An 18731-nucleotide genomic window follows, 5' to 3' on the forward strand; every position below is an offset into this window, starting at 1 on the left:
GCTTTTAAAAACTAAAGGAAGGATGTTCGTCCGTAAAAAAAAGAAGCTGCGTAGGGTATACGCAGCTTCTTATAGTATGTTTAATTTTTATTAAAATTCGGCGTTGTTTGGCGTTCTTGGGAACGGGATAACGTCACGAATATTGGTCATTCCTGTAACAAAAAGAACTAAACGCTCGAAACCAACACCAAAACCAGAGTGCGGTGCTGTTCCAAAACGACGTGTATCTAGGAACCAGTCCATTTCTTCTGGTGCAATTCCTACCTCGTCCATACGTTGTAATAATTTTTCTAAGTTTTCCTCACGCTGTGAACCACCTACCATCTCACCAATACCAGGGAACAAGATATCCATTGCACGCACAGTATTTCTACCTTCAGCATCAGGTTCATTTTGTTTCATGTAGAAAGATTTAATCTCACGCGGATAATCCGTTAAGATTACTGGTTTGTGGAAATGCTTCTCTACTAAATAGCGCTCATGCTCCGATTGCAGGTCAGCTCCCCACTCGTCGATTAAGTATTTAAACTGTTTCTTTTGGTTGGGTTTGCTACGTTTTAATATTTCGATAGCTTCCGTATAGGTAACGCGTTCAAAATCGTTGTCTACGACGAAGCGTAATTTTTCTACTAAATCTTGTGCCGAACGGTCAGCTTGTGGTTTAGATTTCTCTTCTTCCAACAATCTGCTTTTCAAGAATTCAATCTCCTCAGGGCAGTTTTCTAAGGCATAGTTGATTACATATTTTAATAGCTCTTCTGCTAAATCCATGTTATCTTCCAATTCGTAGAAAGCCATCTCCGGCTCGATCATCCAGAACTCCGCTAAGTGGCGTGTTGTATTCGAGTTCTCCGCACGGAAAGTAGGACCAAAAGTATAGATACTACCAAAAGCCATAGCTGCTAACTCACCTTCTAGCTGACCAGAAACGGTTAAGTTTGTCGACTTACCGAAGAAATCTTCCTTGAAGTCGATATCTCCGTTTTCAGTACGTGGAGGATTGTTTAAGTCTAAAGTTGTAACGCGAAACATCTCACCAGCACCTTCGGCATCTGATCCCGTGATGATAGGTGAATGTAAATACAAGAAATCACGCTCATTGAAGAACTTATGAATAGCGAAAGCTAAGGCATGACGTACTTTGAAAATAGCATTGAACGTTCCTGTACGGAAGCGTAAGTGCGCATTTTCACGTAAAAATTCTAAGCTGTGTTTCTTTGGTTGCAACGGGAATTTCTCTGGGTCAGAGTCTCCTAAGATCGTTAAATCGCTTACTTTGATTTCTACACGCTGTCCTTTACCTAAAGATTCGATTAACGTTCCTTTAATGCGTAGGGAAGCACCTGTAGTCACACGTTTTAACAACGCTGCGTCTGTATTTTCAAAATCGACTACTGCTTGGATATTATTTATCGTAGAACCATCATTAATAGCTATAAATTGGTTGTTACGAAATGTTCTAACCCAACCCTTAACGATGACTTCTTTACCAAATTCATCTGATTTCAATAATTCTTTAATACGTGTGTGTTCCATTATAATTGTAAACTACTTAAGTTTTTGATATCAATCGATTTTACAAAAATAGCTTATTATTTCCTAATTTTTTTGTGTTTTTATGAAGTAATAAGCTGAATGGTGAGATTCTTTATGTTTCGTAAAAATGCTATTTATACAGAAAGGGCAGTCTTGTTTGGACTGCCCTTTCTTTGATTTGAAGCCTAAGGCTTCGTATATGTTGGGTTATTAACCTTTCAATACTTTAGTAACCAATTCAGCAGCCTCTTTCAATAAAATTGCAGAGAATACTTTCAATCCTGAATCATCGATTAATTTTTTCGCTTCTTCAGCATTTGTTCCTTGTAAACGAACGATAATTGGAACTGGGATATCACCAATCTCTTGGTAAGCATCGATAACACCTTGTGCTACACGGTCGCAACGAACGATACCACCGAAGATGTTGATTAAGATAGCTTTAACGTTAGGGTCTTTCAAGATAATGTTGAAACCAGCTTTCACTGTTTCAGCATTTGCTGTACCACCTACGTCTAAGAAGTTAGCTGGCTCACCACCTGCAATTTTGATGATGTCCATAGTCGCCATAGCTAAACCTGCACCGTTAACCATACAGCCAACGTTACCATCTAATTTCACGTAGTTTAAGTTAGACTCACCTGCTTCAACTTCTGTAGGATCTTCTTCTGTTACGTCACGTAAAGCAGCGAAGTCTGCATGACGGTATAAAGCGTTTTCGTCAAAGTTTACTTTAGCATCAACTGCTAAAATTTTGTCATCAGAAGTTTTTAATACCGGGTTGATTTCAAATAAAGCAGCATCAATGTTGTCGTAAGCTTTGTATAAAGCAGCGATAAACTTAACCATATCTTTGTGCGCAGCACCAGATAAGCCTAAGTTGAAAGCGATTTTACGTGCTTGGAAGCCTTGTAAACCTACTTTAGGATCGATTTCTTCTTTGAAGATAAGGTGCGGAGTTTTTTCTGCTACCTCTTCGATGTCCATACCACCTTCTGTAGAGTACATAATGATGTTACGACCTTTTGCACGGTCTAATAATACCGATACATAAAACTCTTTAATGTCGCTCTCTCCAGGATAGTAAACATCCTGCGCTACTAAAACCTTACTTACTTTTTTACCTTCAGGTCCAGTTTGCGGCGTTACTAACTGCATACCGATGATGTCTGTTGCACGTTGTGCTACTTCATCATGGTTTTTAGCTAATTTTACACCACCGCCTTTTCCGCGACCGCCTGCGTGAATTTGAGCTTTAATTACAACCCAGTCAGAGTTATAATCTTCTTTTAATTTCTGTGCAGCCGATACAGCTTGCTCTGGCGTTTCTGCAAGAAATCCTTCTTGAACTCTTACCCCAAAACTTTTAAGTATTTCTTTTGCTTGATATTCGTGAATGTTCATCTTAAAAAATTTGAGGTAAAAATATGGTTTTTAAATGGAAGGGTCAAGTAAATGTTCTGTAAAAATTAGAATGTGTTGGTTCTTTTACTTAGGCTTGTGGGCTACATTATTTACGTATTCGAAATTGTGCCATTTTCATTACCTTCGTATTATGATATTGAAAGCAAGTAATATTTATAAATCATACGGTAATTTACCAATCCTTAAGGGGGTAGAACTAAGCGTTAACAAGGGCGAAATTGTGTCTATTGTCGGTGCTTCGGGCGCCGGGAAGAGTACTTTGCTCCATATTATAGGTACACTAGACCGACCTGATCAGGGCAACTTACAAATAAATGGTACCGATATAAATCAGCTCAACGAGCGTAAACTGAGTAGCTTCCGCAATCAGCATATCGGTTTTATCTTTCAATTTCATCATTTATTACCTGAGTTTACCGCATTGGAGAATGTATGTATACCTGCTTTTATTCAGGGTGTTTCACCCAAAGAGGCTACACGACGTGGCATGGAGCTGCTAGACCGTCTAGGCGTTGAAGGTCGAGCACAACATAAACCTGCCGCCATGTCGGGAGGGGAGCAGCAGCGCGTCTCTGTTGCGCGTGCGCTGATGAATAATCCTTCCTTAATTTTGGCCGATGAGCCATCCGGTAATTTAGATTCTGAAAATGCTGCATCCTTGCATCAATTATTTTTTGAATTGAGAGATACCCTCAATCAAACTTTTATCATCGTCACCCACAACGAAGAATTGGCTCGTATCTCCGATCGAACTATACACATGCGTGACGGCAATATATTTTAATTTTATGAAACGTATACTTATCACTTTTGGGACCGAACCGTTGGCCCAAAGAATTGGGAAATTGTTGGCGGATCAGTATACTTTGTTATACGCCTCGAGCCAGCCTTTTCCTGAGATTTTATTGAAGCAAAATTACCGTAAGGTGCCTACAGCGAGCAACCCTACGTATGTACATGAAGTACTGAAGCTTGCGCTAGATGAAGCTATCGATTTTATTCTGCCGCTAGGACAGGGGGAGTTGCAGGCGTTGCAAGAGGCACGTATCTTGTTTGAAGAGTATGGTATTAACCTATTGATGCCGATAAGTTTGGATGGTATTTTGATTGCCGAAAAACCAGATAAGCATTTACCAATTCAGGTCGTTCATGAAGGTAAAGACGTGTTGACAGACAACGTAGTTGCTGATTCTTCATTTTCTGGAGCAGCAATAGTGTCTGATTCTGGTGAAGATGTTGTCTTATGTGTCGTTTAGTAGCAAGATAAAGATGAAAAAAGTCGCATTTGATAAATCTGTCTATGTATTTGAGATCGATGATATTCTTTTTCCGAAACGTGATTACCTATTGCAAGTATATTACTTGTTCGCTAACTTTATTGAATATACGGAAGGTAAATCTATCGCCAAAGAGCTGGTATAATTTATGAAAAATAGTTATGAGCAAGAAGGGGAACGCACGGTGCTTGAAAAAACATTAGCACAGTTTCAACTTCCTACTACATATGTTGACAATTTTGAACGCCTAAAAGCGAATGCTAATTTACCTCTCCGCTTGCTTGTGCCAGAGGAGACAAAGAGTTTGTTACAAGAGCTTCATGCAAAAGATAAAAAGTTAGCTATTCTCACTGATGGGAACCCTGTGGAGGAGCTAAATAAATTAAAACATATAGACTGGCAAGATTTAGGCCCTATTCGTGATCAGTTACGTGTTTTTTTTACCAAAGAGTTGGTATTCCGCGAGCTGGAACCGTTGGCCTTTATAGCTGAAGCATATGCTGTATCCGTTGAAGATATACATCGATTATACTAAAATTTTTATATGAGAAAATTATTGCCTGCGATAGTACTCTTTGGATTTGCTCTGGGGTTTACGGCTTGTAAGAAAGAGATCGACAAGAAAGTAGATCCTGATCCTCCAGTAGTAGAATCAACGAAAGAGGAGATGATTAAGGACTCCGTGTTTTATTACACTAAAGTTCTCTCGCTTTGGCAGGTGTATTTTCCTCCGGCTAAGGTTGAAAATATTCTTCAAAAAGGAGTTATTCGTTCCTTTACGTCAAAGTATAAAACGGGTGAAGATGTATTGGATTGGATGTTGTCGTTGACCCCTATCGATACGAATACAGGGAAACCTATTGATCGTTATAGCTTTTTGGATCGTGAAGGGGTTGTGAGTGGCGAGATTCAGGGGGCTTTAGTTAAAAGCTTTGGCTTTTATATTTTTTATTTAAACGACGATTTATCCATTCGTATGGTGGACAAAAACTCACCAGCGGATAAGGTTGGTATGCGTCGTGGCGATCGTATCTTGAGCATCAACGGAAATAGTAAACTGGATTACAACAGTCAAGCAGCAGAGAAATTTGCTACGCTTAATAAATATCTAAATTCGAGTAATCTGACTATTCGTTTTAAAAAATCGGATGGAACAGAGTTAGAAAAGCAGTTGGTGAATGTTTCTTATGATGTAGATCCTGTATTGGATAACCGGGTATTAGAAATTCCAGGTAAGAAAGTCGGATACCTAGCTTTTAATTCTTTTGTGAGCATTCGGGATAAGGGGCAACCGACTCGTATGTATCAGACATTTGAAAATATCTTTGCTGATTTTCAAAGTAAAGGTATTAATGAACTGATTGTTGATATGCGTTATAATGGTGGTGGTTCTGTGGAGACGGCTGAATATTTAGCTAATTATATCGCGCCGCCTACGGCTGATAAGCAAAGGATGTACTACTATGAAATGAACAGCTTACTGACAGATGAATGGAAGTGGACGGCCGAAGGGGATGATTTTGGTCCTGTTTATTTTAAGAAAAAAGGAAATCTAAATTTGCCGAAGGTATATTTTCTAGTTACTAAGTCTACGGCTTCGGCTAGTGAATTACTGATTAACGCTTTACGCGCCTATATGCCTGTTTATATGATTGGAACGAAGTCGCAGGCGGTTGCAGGTGGCCCTGTTACTGACGAAAAAACGTACGGGAAACCTGTTGGTTTTTTCGGTGTTACGATTGTCGACAAAGGGATCGAGCTTTATGCGGCATCTTTCAAAACCTTTAATAATAATAAAGAAGGTGATTATTATGGTGGTTTAAAACCTAGTTATAACGTTTGGGAGTTTAGTAAATTCTTAGATTTTGGAAATCCAGAAGAGCCTATGATTGCTGCGGCTTTACAACATATTAAGAGTGGAAACTTCGCTGCACCTACCACAAGAGCCTTCGCTGCTCCAGGTGTAGCGAATCAGATAGAACGCCGTTTAGATATACAAGAAACCAAAGGATCTAGTAATATGTTTAAGTTCCCTAAAGATAAAGTCATAAAATAAACGTATCTTGGGGAGAGGAGGTATAATCGAACTTATGAGGAAAAAGCCAGCTACAATAAAAGAAATCGCCCGAAAACTCAAAATCTCCCCATCTACAGTATCTCGCGCACTAAATGACCATCCTAGTATAGGGTTGGTAACGACGATGCGTGTGAAGAAGGTGGCGGAAGAACTAAATTATGAGCCCAATCAGACGGCTATATTTTTTAAGCAGCGCAAGACGTTTACCATCGGTGTTATTTTGCCCAAGCTGTCGGAACCTTTTTTTTCATCCGCGATAAGCGAGATTGAAGAAGTGGCCGCAGGGAAGGACTACACCGTATTGATGGGGCAGTCACGGGATGATGCCCATCGGGAGTTTCAAATTATTCAAACTTTCAAGAAACATCGTGTCGATGGTATCTTGATGTCTCTGGGGAAAAATACGACCGATCTGTCATTCATTAAACTATTAACGGACGCTGAAATTCCAATTGTGTTCTTTGATTGCGTGCCTCACGTAGAGGAGGTAAATAAAGTGTCTAGTGACCTTTCTTCAGGAATGAAGGAAGCAATTGCAGCCTTTGCATCGATAGGACATCAAAATATTGCGCTCATAAATGGACCCGAGAATCTCTTGGCCTCCAAAGAGCGCGAAGAGGCTTACCGCAAGGCTTTGGATGCTAACGAACTGCAGTATGATGAAAAGTATGTGGTGAATACAGATCTAACGGAAGCCGGCAATATTGATGCCATGGAGAAGCTATTGGTGCTACCCGATAGGCCATCAGCTATTGTATCATTTAATGACTATGTGACATTGGATGTGATGAAATATGCACGTCAAAAAGGTCTAGTGCAGAAGAAAGATGTCTTCTTTATTAGTTATGCGAATTATCCACTTTGGAAGTACATGGAAAACCCACCAATGGGAAGTATAGAGCAGTATCCGGATAAGCAAGCGAAGAGAGCCGCAGAGATCCTGTTTCAAAAAATTGAAAACAAAGACGACACTGGTGTAGAAACCGTGGTGTTCCCTTCGACGTTAATCTTACAATAAAGAATCGAGGATATAAAAAAGCCCCATTGCAGATTTTGCAATGGGGCTTTTACTTTATTTAAGCTTTCGGCTTATAAGTGAATTACTTCATCATAAGCATCAGCTGCAGCTTCCATAATCGCTTCACTCATCGTTGGGTGAGGGTGGATAGCTTTAATCATTTCGTGACCTGTAGTCTCTAGTTTGCGCGCTACAACGATCTCAGCGATCATTTCAGTAACGTTAGCACCAATCATGTGTGCACCTAGAAGCTCACCGTATTTAGCATCGAATACTAATTTTACGAAACCATCTTGCGCACCAGCTGCTGTAGCTTTACCCGAAGCGATGAATGGGAATTTACCAATCTTAACTTCGTATCCTGCTTCTTTAGCTGCTTTTTCTGTGAATCCTACAGAAGCAACTTCTGGTGAACAGTAGGTACATCCAGGGATGTTTTTGTAGTTGATAGGCTCAACATGAAGACCTTTGATTTTCTCAATACATGTGATTGCTTCTGCTGACGCTACGTGTGCTAAAGCAGGGCCTTTCACGATGTCACCAATTGCATAAACACCTTCGATGTTCGTTTTGTAGAAATCGTCAACGATAACTTGGCCTCTTTCAGTTTTTACACCTACTTCTTCCAAACCGATGTTTTCGATGTTTGTAGTGATACCTACTGCAGAAAGAACAACTTCCGCTTCTACCGTTTCAATGCCTTTAGCCGTTTTGATAGAAACTTTGCTTAATGCACCTGTTGTATCTACAGATTGTACTTCTGATTTAGTAAGGATTGTGATGCCTGCTTTTTTCAATGATTTCTCTAATTGTTTAGAAACCTCTTCATCTTCTACAGGAACAATTCTATCTAAGAATTCTACGATGGTAACTTTCGTACCAATAGCATTGTAGAAATAAGCAAACTCGATACCGATAGCACCAGAACCAACAACTACTAAAGATTTAGGTTGCTCTGGAAGGTTCATCGCTTGGCGGTAGCCGATAATTTTTTTACCATCTTGTGGTAAGTTAGGTAACTCACGCGAACGTGCACCTGTTGCTAAAATGGTATGTTTAGCACTGTATTCTTTGGTTGTTCCGTCAGCGGCTTTCACCTCTACTTTTCCACCTTTTTTGATTTTACCAGCACCATTGATGACGTCGATTTTATTATTCTTCATCAAGAACTGAATACCTTTGCTCATGTTGTCCGCTACACCACGACTTCTTTTGATGATCGCTGGAAAATCGGCTTCGCCGCCTTGAACTTTAATACCATAATCTGCTGCATGGTTTAAGTATTCAAAAACCTGCGCACTTTTTAAAAGCGCTTTGGTAGGGATACAACCCCAGTTAAGACAGATACCACCTAAGGCTTCGCGCTCAACAACTGCTGTTTTGAAACCTAATTGAGCCGCGCGAATGGCAGCTACATATCCTCCTGGACCACCACCGATTACTATGATGTCGTAATTCATATGTATTTAATTTTTTTTAAAATGGTAATGCGCACCTGTTAATTGTATAGCAGCATACCTGTGTTATACTCATTCAATAATTGGGAGTTAGCCTCCATAGATTTTTTTGTATAAAACGTTCGCTGCTTTGCTGCTGTCTTACCAACGAACATCCAAAAGTACATATTTTTTTAACGATATGGCAATGGATTGTGTGGTTTATTGTCCGCTATGGATAAGAAAATGACTAAAAAATGGGAGATACTGTCAATGCTTAGTCAATAGATGATTTTGATGCCTTGATTAAAATTTAAGAATGTATGTTTGTAGGAATCAATTTCAAAAAAATATGTTACGAATTTTCCAACAAGTTGCCTTATGGGAGGCTATTTCTACGGTATTTTTATTCTTTGTGGCGATGCCATTAAAATATTTTGCAGGCGTTCCTGAAGCCGTTAAAGTAGCAGGCTCAATCCATGGCTTCCTCGTTGTTCTATTTGTTATCCTACTTATCATGTGCTGGAGTGAATACAAATGGAGTATTGGTCGTGTGGCTAAATACTTAGTATTATCACTTATCCCAATTGTTTCTTTCTGGGTAGAGGTAGACTTGAAAAAAGAAATAGCTTCTCGTAAGTAAGAAGCTATTTAGTTATTTTTTCGATACCCATATACGCATAGGTAATTTCTGTTTTGTGGTGTGGCGTAGGGTTTCCTTCCGAGTCTAGGTTGACAAATACCAACTTATCGATAGATAATATTGTTTTGCGTGTAATTTTATTACGTACTTCGCAACGCATGGTTAAGGAGGTTCTACCAAAGCTTAGCGCCTCAATTCCCATCTCAATAATATCCCCTTGCTTGGCCGAGCTTACAAAGTTTATCTCCGAGATATACTTCGTTACCACCTGTGGGTTTCCCAATTGAACAATAGCGTAGATGACGGCTTCTTCATCGATCCAACGTAATAAGGTGCCTCCAAATAAAGATCCATTCGGATTTAAATCTTCGGGCTTGATCCATTTTCGAGTGTAGAAATTCATAAAGTAATAAGGTAAAGAAAAAGGCAAGAGTGTTACGCTCTTGCCTTTATATATTTTTAAGCGTGAATTGCTCGATTTGCAGTAGCTGCTAATGCGGCTTCTTTAAATGCTTCCGTGTATGTAGGATGCGCATGGCTGATGCGACCAATGTCTTCAGCTGATGCACGGAACTCCATTGCAACAACCGCCTCAGCGATCATATCTGCAGCACGTGGGCCAATCATGTGTACACCTAAGATTTCGTCGGTGTCAGCGTGAGCCAATACTTTTACGAAACCATCTGTGTCGCCTGATGCTTTTGCACGACCTGATGCTTTGAAAGAGAATGATCCTGCTTTAAATTTAACACCTGCCTCTTTCAATTGCTCTTCTGTTTGTCCAACAGATGCAACTTCTGGCCATGTGTAAACAACGCCTGGGATAAGATTGTAGTCAACGTGTGGCTTTTGACCAACGATAAGCTCAGCTACAAAAGTACCTTCTTCTTCCGCTTTATGCGCTAACATAGCACCTTTAACAACATCACCAATCGCGTAAACGCCAGGTACAGTTGTTTCTAAGTGAGCGTTAACCGGGATTTTACCTGTTCTCTCTTCGGTTTGAATACCAATATTTTCTAAGCCTAATCCAGCAGTGTAAGCAGATCTACCAACCGCTACGATACAGTAGTCACCTTCTAAAGATACCGCTTGGCCTTTAGCATCTTCTGCCGTTACCGTTACTGTTTTTCCTTTAGCTGTAGCTCCTGTAACTTTATGACCTAAGAAGAACTCAATGCCTAATGATTTTTTCAATACACGTTGAAGCTCTTTACCTAAACCACCATCCATCGTACCGATGATAGATTTTGCATATTCTACGACAGATACTTTAGCACCTAAACGCGCATATACAGAACCTAACTCCAAACCAATAACACCACCACCGATTACGATTAAGTGTTTTGGAACTTCTGTTAAGTTTAAAGCTTCTGTAGATGTGATGATACGTTTTTTATCAACAGGTAAGAAAGGAAGCGCAGTAGGTTTAGAACCTGTTGCAATGATTACATTTTTAGCTTTCAATTCTTCGGTAGTACCATCATTTTTGGTAACCTTGATTGTGTTTTTGTCGATGAATGAACCAACACCTTCGTAGCTATCAATTTTATTTTTCTTGAATAAGAAAGAGATACCAGCTACGTTTTGAGCGATAACATCGTCCTTACGAGCGATCATTTGCTTTACATCAATTTTTAAGTCGCTTAAGCTGATGCCGTGCGTACCGAAGTTATGCGCAGCATTATGAAAATGTTCTGATGTATCTAAGAGAGCTTTTGAAGGAATACAACCTACGTTTAAGCAAGTACCTCCAAATGCTGAATATTTTTCGATGATAGCGGTTTTTAATCCCAATTGTGCACAACGGATAGCTCCAACATAACCTCCTGGGCCGCTTCCTATTACGATGACGTCGTATTGCATAAAAAAATGTTTTATTGTTTCGTTCCTCAAAGTTAGCTAATTAAATGTACTTAATTGTATTTAAGTTGTAAAAAACCAAGCCTATAATAGCAAAAAAGCACCCCTTATGGAGTGCTCTTTTTATCTTTTGTTGGAAAACCTTATTCGGCAACAATTTTACCTTGCATCATACCAAAGTGACCAGGGAAACTACAAATGAATGTGTATACGCCTTTGTCTAAAGTGAAGGTAATTTTATCTTGCTCACCAGGACCCAATAATTTTGTGTGGGCAGCGATAGATGTTAAAGATGTTTTAGGAATGTAATCGTTGTCTGCTGCACTAGTAGCCTCACCACCGAAAGTAGCTACGTCAACACCTGGTTTCAATACGACTAAGTTGTGTCCCATTGATTCTTTCGGTAACGTTCCCACGTTTTTCAATGTCAATTCTATCGGCTCTCCTGCTTTAACGCGGAATAATTCTTTGTCAAATTTCATTTGATCATTACCTTCGATAGCAATGGTATTTGAAATTTCTAGCTTTTCAACACCAGGTACAGTTTCTGTAGAAGCTGTTTCTTCTGTTGTTGTCTCCTCCGTTGCGGTAGTCGTTGTTTTGTTATCACTGCCTCCACAAGCTGCCATGGTTAATGCAATCGCGATGGCAGGTAATACAAATAATTTTTTCATAACTATGTTAAAAATATGTGTGCTTGAAACAAATCTACTAATATTTTTATAATATGGGAGTCACTTTCTTGCGAGAAATCAATTCTGTAATCTTCTTGTGTAAATCTGTTGGATTGAAGGGTTTCCCAATGACGGCATCGGCCCCTACTTCGTAGGCTTCCGCCTGCTCATGTTCCAGTACAGATGCAGAAATGGTGATAATAGGAACGAATGTTTTTACAGCATCTTTATGTTTACGAATCTCTTTAATAGCCTCAAAGCCCGACATGACGGGCATGTGCGTATCCATCATGATTAAGTCGTAGTCCTTACGGTTGATATGCTCTACCGCCTCACGACCATTTTTAACCGTGTCAATTTCACAACCCCAGGATTCAAGCATGTGAACGAGCATAAAGCTGTTGAGGTCATTATCTTCGGCAACTAATACTTTTATGCCTGAAAAGCGTTCCATTGTGGCGCTCATGGGGTTTTTTATTTGTTTGTCTATTGGGTATTCTTCCCCTTTTTCAAAAGTAGCTTCAAATGAAAACTCAGACCCCTCACCAAAAGTGCTTTCAGCAGTAACTTCTCCGTGTAGTAAATCGGCGAGTCTTTTCACGATGGCCAAGCCTAAGCCTGTGCCACCAAACTTTTTGGTAATACCATCATCACCTTGTTCAAAGGCTATAAATATCTTTTTCAACGATTCTGCTTTGACACCAATGCCGGTATCTTTAACCGTAAATTTAATACGGTAGTTGTCTTGCTCCTGAGATAAGACCTCCACGCGCAACGTGATTTTCCCTTTCTCAGTGAACTTCAGGCTGTTTGAAATGAAATTATAGATGATTTGTTGCAGCCTAAGCTGATCGCTTTTTATGTACGTAGGTAGCTTATTGTCGATATCAACCTCAAAATCTAGTTTTTTATCTTGCGCCTTTAGCTTAAAAATATTACTGATGTCGGTCAGCTTTTGTTTGATGCTGAAGTTTTCTTGTTCCACCTTCATCATACCTGAATCGATTTTGGAGATATCCAAAATATCATTGACAATAAGTAGGAGGGACTCCGAAACGTTATCTAGTCGATTTAACCAGTCACGTTGTTCCTCATCTAGGCTTGATTCTTTTAGGATATGTATGATGCCCATAATCCCATTAATAGGGGTACGAATTTCATGACTCATATTTGCTAAAAATAGCTCTTTAGATTTTCGCGCTTCCTCGGCTTCTTCTTTTGCTAAGATTAGCTCTCTTCGGGATTCCTCTAAGGCTATATTTTTTTGCTTGATTTCTTCCTGAATATGAATCTGTCTGACATAGGAAGTAACCTTCGCTATGGTAATCTCTGGATTTAATGGTTTGTATAGATAATCTACAGCACCACTTTCTAATCCTTTTAAGAGGTACTTGTCTTCCTTAGATATCGCCGTAACCATAATCGCCGTAATATGGCTTGTCTTCGGATTGGACTTTAAAAGAGAGACGAATTCAAAACCATTAATACCTGGCATTTGTACATCGACAAGTGCTATAGAAATATCATTCTTCCAGCATATTTTTAAAGCATCATTAGGATCTGTAGAGCTAATGATATTTATATGTTCTATTTGCGAAAGGAGCGCAGATAGACTGATGATGTTTTCTTCTTTATCGTCAAGGACAAGCAGATTCACATGTTTCATGCGATGGTTATTTTAATGTGCTAAAGAAGGAAATAATTTCCTCATTATGAATAATCGTTGTCTTTTTATTGATGTGGATGGCACTTTCTGGCATCGTGGCTATTAAAGCCTCATCAGGAGACTGTATAAACGTGCTTCCTCCCATATTATTGATGTGCAAAATCCCCTCTGCTCCATCTTTATTAGCTCCAGAGAGCAGAAAGGCAGTGCAGTTCCGCTCATAAACATCGGCTGCCGACTCAAAAAGTACATCAATAGATGGGCGCGAATACTGGATAGGATCAGACAGGTCTAAAGAAAATGTTTGATCCGGTTCTACAAGTAAATGATAGCCGGGCGCCGCAAAATAAACATTGCCGGGTTGTATACTTTCTTTATCTCTAGCTTGAAGAATATTACGGTCTAAGCGTTGCGCTAATGTTTCTTCAATCTTTGTTCTGTACTTTGGGTTTCTATGAATGATCACGATAATGGCAGACATGAAAGTAGGAGGGAGCGCTTTAAGAATATCAACAATTAAGTTGTAAGAGCCAGCACTACCACCAATCAAAACAATTTCATTTGCTTTAAGTGTCATTTAATTTTTTGGTAAATATTAAACTCTTTGTTTACAATTTTGAATTTAGAAGAGATCGCATGATTGATCAATGTTTCTTTTGAGCCTAAGCACAAAAAGCCAAACTCACTGAGTGATTGGTAAAAGAGATCGAAAACTTTTTTCTGTAATTCTAAGTCGAAATATATCAAAACATTTCTGCACGATATAAATTGAAACTCATTAAATATATAATCACCAGCCAAATTGTGTTGCGAAAAAAGAATGTTCTTTCGGATGTTCGCATTGATAATGGCAGCGTCGTATTTTGCCGTGTAATAGTCGGATAGACTACGTTGGGCGCCGCTAGCATTATAATTTTCTGAGTAAGTCTTTATTTTTTTTAAAGGGTAAATAGCTTTTCTAGCTGTTTCTAAAACCGTGCTATTTATATCTGTACCGTAGATAAAACTACGGTTGTATAAGCCGTGTTCTTCCAGTAAAATGGCCAACGAATATACTTCCTCACCCGTTGAGCAGCCTGCGCTCCAGAATTTTAAACGTGGATAGGTCTCTAGATAAGGGAAAACATCGGCAGCTAGTGCAGCATAGTATTTAGGGTCACGAAACATCTCTGTGACGTTGACTGTAATTTCGTTGATTAGGAAAGCTTGAAAGGAACTGATATTGATAATGGCATTCTTTAAATCTACTAAATCCATCTTCTCAAGATCCATAATACGCTGAATCCTCCGCTTTAACGAGGATTTGCTGTATCCTGAAAAGTCAAAACCTGATGCATTACGCAACAGGGTGACTAAATCATTGAGTTCTGAAAAAGTAATTAAAGAAGATGTCATTAGCTTAACCATACGCGCATCAAAGATACTAATTTATCAATGTCTATTGGTTTGCTGATGTAATCGTTCGCTCCAATCTGCATAGACTTCTCTCGATCACCTTTCATTGCCTTAGCCGTCACGGCGATAATTGGAAGTTTCGAAAATGCAGGATTCGCCCTTATTTGAGCAATAGCTTCATAGCCATCCATCTCCGGCATCATGATGTCCATCAATACGATGTCTACACCATCAGGCTTGTTATTGACGATATCAACAGCCTCTAAACCGTTGTTCGCAATTTCTACCTCCATGTTGTATTCTTGCAAGACTGTACTTAGTGCAAATATATTACGCATATCGTCATCAGCAACGAGCACTCTTTTGCCGCTTAAGCTGTCTTTATGCTTGTTGATGCTTTCCAGCTTTGCTAGATTTTTTACCGGTGAGTAGTCTTCCGAGCTAATCTTATTTAAGAAGAGGTTAACTTCATCGATAAGACGATTGTTGCTTTTACTCGACTTGATAATCATGGCCTGTGTATGTTGGCGAATATGGTCTATCTGCTCTTTACTTAAGTCGTAGGCCGTATTGATGATAATCGGTGTTTCCTGGTATTTAGGAAGCGCTTTAATTTTATCTAATAAGTGAAGGCCATCGGCATCAGGAAGCTTAATGTCTAAGATAATACAATCAATATTGTCTTCTTCCTCCAATTTCAGCATGGCCGATTGGGCAGAGAATGCCTGTATTACGTTGATTTCTTTCTCCGCAAACTCCGACTTAATAATATGACTTTGAAACTCTTGGTCTTCAATTAACAATACCTTTTTGATTCCTTCACGGATATTCAGGTTAATATTCTCAAAAGCTTTCTTTAATGATTCCTGCGTGATTGGTTTAGCTAAAAATCCGATGGCGCCACTTTCAATAAAGGCACGCTGATTAAAGCTCGCTGCCGACATCATATGAATTGGGATGTGCTTCGTCTCTGGTGTTGCCTTAAGGGTGCGTAATACTTCCCAACCGTCAGATACAGGAAGCATAACGTCTAAAATGACGGCATGAGGTTTATACTGTTTCGCTTTCTCAATACCTTCAGCTCCATCATGTGCAAGCATAACGGTGAAGCCAAAGTCTTCGGCAAAGCTTTTAAGGATATCAGCAAAGTTGTTGTCATCCTCAATGATGAGCAAGTTCTTTGGTAAAACAGGCTGTTTTGTATGCTTGGTAGCGACAGCAGTTGTATCTTCTAGTTTAAGGTTCTTAATCGGGTTTACCAGGAGCTCATCAGCGCGATTTATAGACGTCGTTGAGGCGCTTGAGTTTTTCAGCGGCAATTGAAGCGGAATAATCAAGGTAAACATACTACCTTCGCCAAGGGCGCTTTCCAAGGATATTCTACCACCAAGAAGGCTCGCTATTTCCTTACTAATCGACAAACCAAGGCCGGTACCGCCGTATTTACGGCTTGTAGAACCATCCTCTTGACGGAATGCCTCGAAAATAAGCTGTTGTTTTTCTGGGGATATACCTTTTCCATTATCGCGAACGGTGAAGCGCATATGCTCCTCATCAGCAGATATTTTTAAATCAATAGAACCTTGCTTCTCTGTGAATTTGAAAGCATTTGCTAAGAAATTCTTTAGGACTTGTTCTAATCTGTATTCATCACAAACAAACTCTGTCGGTACATTTTCCTCAACGGTGATAGAGAAGTTGATTTCTTTATCTTGCGCATTCATAGCAAAAAGACTCTCTACATTGTCTGAAAAATCAACTAAGCGGATTGTCTCGTAGTGTAGGTCCACTTTTCCAGACTCAATTTTTGCTAAGTCTAATAGCTGATTAATCAATTCTAGCAAGTCACTTCCAGCACTATGAATGACCGATGCATACTTCACTTGTTCCGGGTTCAAGGTCTTATTGTCTTGAAGAAGCTTCGCCAGAATAAGAATACTGTTAAGCGGTGTGCGCAACTCATGGCTCATATTAGCCATAAATTCAGACTTATAGCGACTCGCCAGCTCTACTTCATGTATTTTCTCATCAACCACCACCTTAGCCAAGTTGAGGTCTTCATTTCTTAATTCTAATTGCTTCGCTTTTTCTTCGAGTTCCGTATTTGTTTGTTGTAATTCTTCTTGTTGAACTCGTAATTCTTCTTCTGAAGCTTCTAATAGGTTTGTTTTATAGATAAGCTCTTCGTTCGTGATACGCAGCTCCTCTTGCTGCGCTTCTAATTCTTCTGTCTGCTGTTGAGTCTCTTCGAGCAGGTTTTCCACCAAAGCTCTGCTCTGTCCAAATTTGATGGTCATCGCAATGGTGCGTGATACCCTTTGTAAGTATTGAACGATACGCGGAAGTACTGTATTTTCATCAAATTCACCTCCAATTTCTAAAAGGCCTAGTGAAATATCTTCGTAAACAAGCGGCACCAAGATAATTTTCTTAATGGTGTCTGTGGTGAGCGAAGTCGAGGATTGCAGTGTTCTTTCGCCTTCGGCGGAAATTATTTTAATTTCTTTATGTTCCGTTGTTAAGCCCAGAAGCCCTTCGCCATTGACAAAAGCCGATAGCGGATCTTTACCCTTATCAATGCCTGAATGGTGACGTAAGGTGTACTCACCGGTGTCCATTTTAAGGACATAGATAGTACCTGCGTGGAAGTTTAATGTTTTAAGTATGGTCTCGAAACTAACGCGTGCAATTTCATCCTTGTTAACAAGACCCGTTACGGCTTCGTAAAGAATAGTAGATTCATGCAATACCCAGTTGGCATCTTCCATATCCACACGTACATGCTGAAGCTCTTCATTTAAGAGGTGTGTTTGTTTAGAACGATTGCTCAACTCATCAAAGATCTTCATGATGCGACGGAAGATAAAAATGACGAAGATAAACGGTAGTACTATTAGTATGTATCCTGTAGTTTTTAGGTCCGTAATCGTACTGTAAATAACGGATGTTTCGTTTCTTTTAGAAGTTACCAGTTTATTCCTCAATCGCAGAATCTCATTGTCCATGGTGGACTGTTCCTGAGTTAGGAAATTGGTTTTTTCTTTTATCGACTTGCTATCAAGCTGAATTAAGACTTCAGAGTCAAAAAAGCTAATCAGTAATTTTTCTAGAATTTGAATATGAGCAGATACTTCACGGTCATCAGCGAAGGTGCTCTTTAGTTGAATTAAAGGAGCATCAATCGATTGCTTTATCCCAACAAGCTTGGATAGAGGTTCTGTTTCGTTAGTAAACAGGTATTTACCTTTTTCTTGTGCTGCATTTAAAAACCGTTGGTCGATTTCATCAACCAAATTGATTTTGTCTTGTAGCTGACCAGTTACCTCCTTTATGTCGTTTACCTTATCAGTGAGCGCACTGAATATATAGAATACAACGGATATTGCAACGGCATAAGCGGCTAGTATGCTTATAAAAATTCTCCACTTTTGGATCGCTTCTTTTTTCATGCTTGTTTTTTGCTCTCTTTTTAAAAAGTACATACCCTCTGCTCATAGACTTATTTTCTACAGACGGTTATGCTACATAATACAATTGTGTATCGTACAACGAGAATCTAGTATAAGATTCTACCTGTGTTAGATACGGTAATTTAAAATTAGAAAAATCATATACTATGCGCAATTTCAATGCCTTTTTTTATGTCCGTTCACATAAAGACTTAGTTATTACCCTCAGTTCTTGTTTTTCACGATAGATAAGCCATCAGCAACGGACGTTG

17 protein-coding genes are annotated in these 18731 nt (G+C 39.4%); 7 read left to right on the top strand and 10 right to left on the bottom strand.

The window, feature by feature from the left end:
* Window positions 1-90: 90 nt before the first annotated feature.
* Complete coding sequence (gene asnS / locus WH223_RS00875; protein ID WP_340045632.1) at window positions 91-1536, bottom strand: asparagine--tRNA ligase; 1446 nt, start codon at window positions 1534-1536, stop codon at window positions 91-93.
* A 210-nt stretch (window positions 1537-1746) separates the two neighbouring features.
* Window positions 1747-2940 carry an ADP-forming succinate--CoA ligase subunit beta gene (sucC, locus tag WH223_RS00880; RefSeq protein ID WP_340045633.1) on the bottom strand — a complete coding sequence of 398 codons (1194 nt, stop codon included), beginning with the start codon at window positions 2938-2940 and terminating at the stop codon, window positions 1747-1749.
* A gap of 151 nt (window positions 2941-3091) precedes the next feature.
* On the opposite strand from sucC, the gene WH223_RS00885 reads away from it, so the two are divergent.
* Genes WH223_RS00885 through WH223_RS00910 form a run of 6 tightly spaced genes read left to right on the top strand, consistent with a single transcriptional unit; the run spans window position 3092 to window position 7333 of the window.
* A complete protein-coding gene (locus WH223_RS00885; protein WP_340045634.1) occupies window positions 3092-3745 on the top strand; it encodes an ABC transporter ATP-binding protein in 654 nt (217 codons plus the stop codon).
* Between the two features lie 4 nt (window positions 3746-3749).
* A complete protein-coding gene (locus WH223_RS00890; protein WP_340045635.1) occupies window positions 3750-4217 on the top strand; it encodes a hypothetical protein in 468 nt (155 codons plus the stop codon).
* 13 nt (window positions 4218-4230) lie between these two features.
* The gene (locus WH223_RS00895; RefSeq protein ID WP_340045636.1) at window positions 4231-4383 is read left to right on the top strand and encodes a hypothetical protein; all 153 of its coding nucleotides are present in this window, start codon (window positions 4231-4233) and stop codon (window positions 4381-4383) included.
* A 3-nt stretch (window positions 4384-4386) separates the two neighbouring features.
* Window positions 4387-4773 (top strand): hypothetical protein, encoded by a 387-nt coding sequence (locus WH223_RS00900; RefSeq protein ID WP_340045637.1) that lies wholly within the window; start codon window positions 4387-4389, stop codon window positions 4771-4773.
* 9 nt (window positions 4774-4782) lie between these two features.
* The gene (locus WH223_RS00905) at window positions 4783-6294 is read left to right on the top strand and encodes a S41 family peptidase (protein WP_340045638.1); all 1512 of its coding nucleotides are present in this window, start codon (window positions 4783-4785) and stop codon (window positions 6292-6294) included.
* A gap of 7 nt (window positions 6295-6301) precedes the next feature.
* Window positions 6302-7333: a LacI family DNA-binding transcriptional regulator gene (locus tag WH223_RS00910; RefSeq protein ID WP_340045639.1), complete on the top strand. Its 1032-nt coding sequence runs from the start codon at window positions 6302-6304 to the stop codon at window positions 7331-7333.
* A gap of 71 nt (window positions 7334-7404) precedes the next feature.
* Here WH223_RS00910 and lpdA (WH223_RS00915) read toward each other — a convergent pair whose 3' ends face one another.
* A complete protein-coding gene (gene lpdA, locus WH223_RS00915) occupies window positions 7405-8793 on the bottom strand; it encodes a dihydrolipoyl dehydrogenase (protein WP_340045640.1) in 1389 nt (462 codons plus the stop codon).
* Between the two features lie 328 nt (window positions 8794-9121).
* Between lpdA (WH223_RS00915) and WH223_RS00920 the strand changes: the two genes are divergently transcribed.
* On the top strand, window positions 9122-9412 hold the full coding sequence (locus tag WH223_RS00920) for a DUF3817 domain-containing protein (protein ID WP_340045641.1): 291 nt from the start codon (window positions 9122-9124) through the stop codon (window positions 9410-9412).
* 4 nt (window positions 9413-9416) lie between these two features.
* Here WH223_RS00920 and WH223_RS00925 read toward each other — a convergent pair whose 3' ends face one another.
* The 7 genes from WH223_RS00925 to WH223_RS00955 form a co-directional block, all read right to left on the bottom strand.
* Window positions 9417-9815 carry an acyl-CoA thioesterase gene (locus tag WH223_RS00925; protein ID WP_340045642.1) on the bottom strand — a complete coding sequence of 133 codons (399 nt, stop codon included), beginning with the start codon at window positions 9813-9815 and terminating at the stop codon, window positions 9417-9419.
* A gap of 56 nt (window positions 9816-9871) precedes the next feature.
* A complete protein-coding gene (lpdA, locus tag WH223_RS00930; RefSeq protein WP_340045643.1) occupies window positions 9872-11278 on the bottom strand; it encodes a dihydrolipoyl dehydrogenase in 1407 nt (468 codons plus the stop codon).
* Between the two features lie 140 nt (window positions 11279-11418).
* Window positions 11419-11949 carry an azurin gene (locus WH223_RS00935; RefSeq protein WP_340045644.1) on the bottom strand — a complete coding sequence of 177 codons (531 nt, stop codon included), beginning with the start codon at window positions 11947-11949 and terminating at the stop codon, window positions 11419-11421.
* 46 nt (window positions 11950-11995) lie between these two features.
* The gene (locus WH223_RS00940) at window positions 11996-13615 is read right to left on the bottom strand and encodes a response regulator (RefSeq protein ID WP_340045645.1); all 1620 of its coding nucleotides are present in this window, start codon (window positions 13613-13615) and stop codon (window positions 11996-11998) included.
* 7 nt (window positions 13616-13622) lie between these two features.
* Window positions 13623-14192 (bottom strand): chemotaxis protein CheB, encoded by a 570-nt coding sequence (locus tag WH223_RS00945; RefSeq protein WP_340045646.1) that lies wholly within the window; start codon window positions 14190-14192, stop codon window positions 13623-13625.
* The gene (locus WH223_RS00950; RefSeq protein ID WP_340045647.1) at window positions 14189-15010 is read right to left on the bottom strand and encodes a CheR family methyltransferase; all 822 of its coding nucleotides are present in this window, start codon (window positions 15008-15010) and stop codon (window positions 14189-14191) included. Before WH223_RS00950 ends, WH223_RS00945 begins: the two co-directional genes overlap by 4 nt.
* A complete protein-coding gene (locus WH223_RS00955; RefSeq protein WP_340045648.1) occupies window positions 15010-18459 on the bottom strand; it encodes a response regulator in 3450 nt (1149 codons plus the stop codon). The genes WH223_RS00950 and WH223_RS00955 overlap by 1 nt, the downstream gene beginning before the upstream one ends.
* Window positions 18460-18731: the final 272 nt, after the last annotated feature.

It is taken from the genome of Sphingobacterium sp. MYb382, assembly GCF_037572665.1.
In the GTDB taxonomy this organism is placed as follows: Bacteria; Bacteroidota; Bacteroidia; order Sphingobacteriales; family Sphingobacteriaceae; genus Sphingobacterium.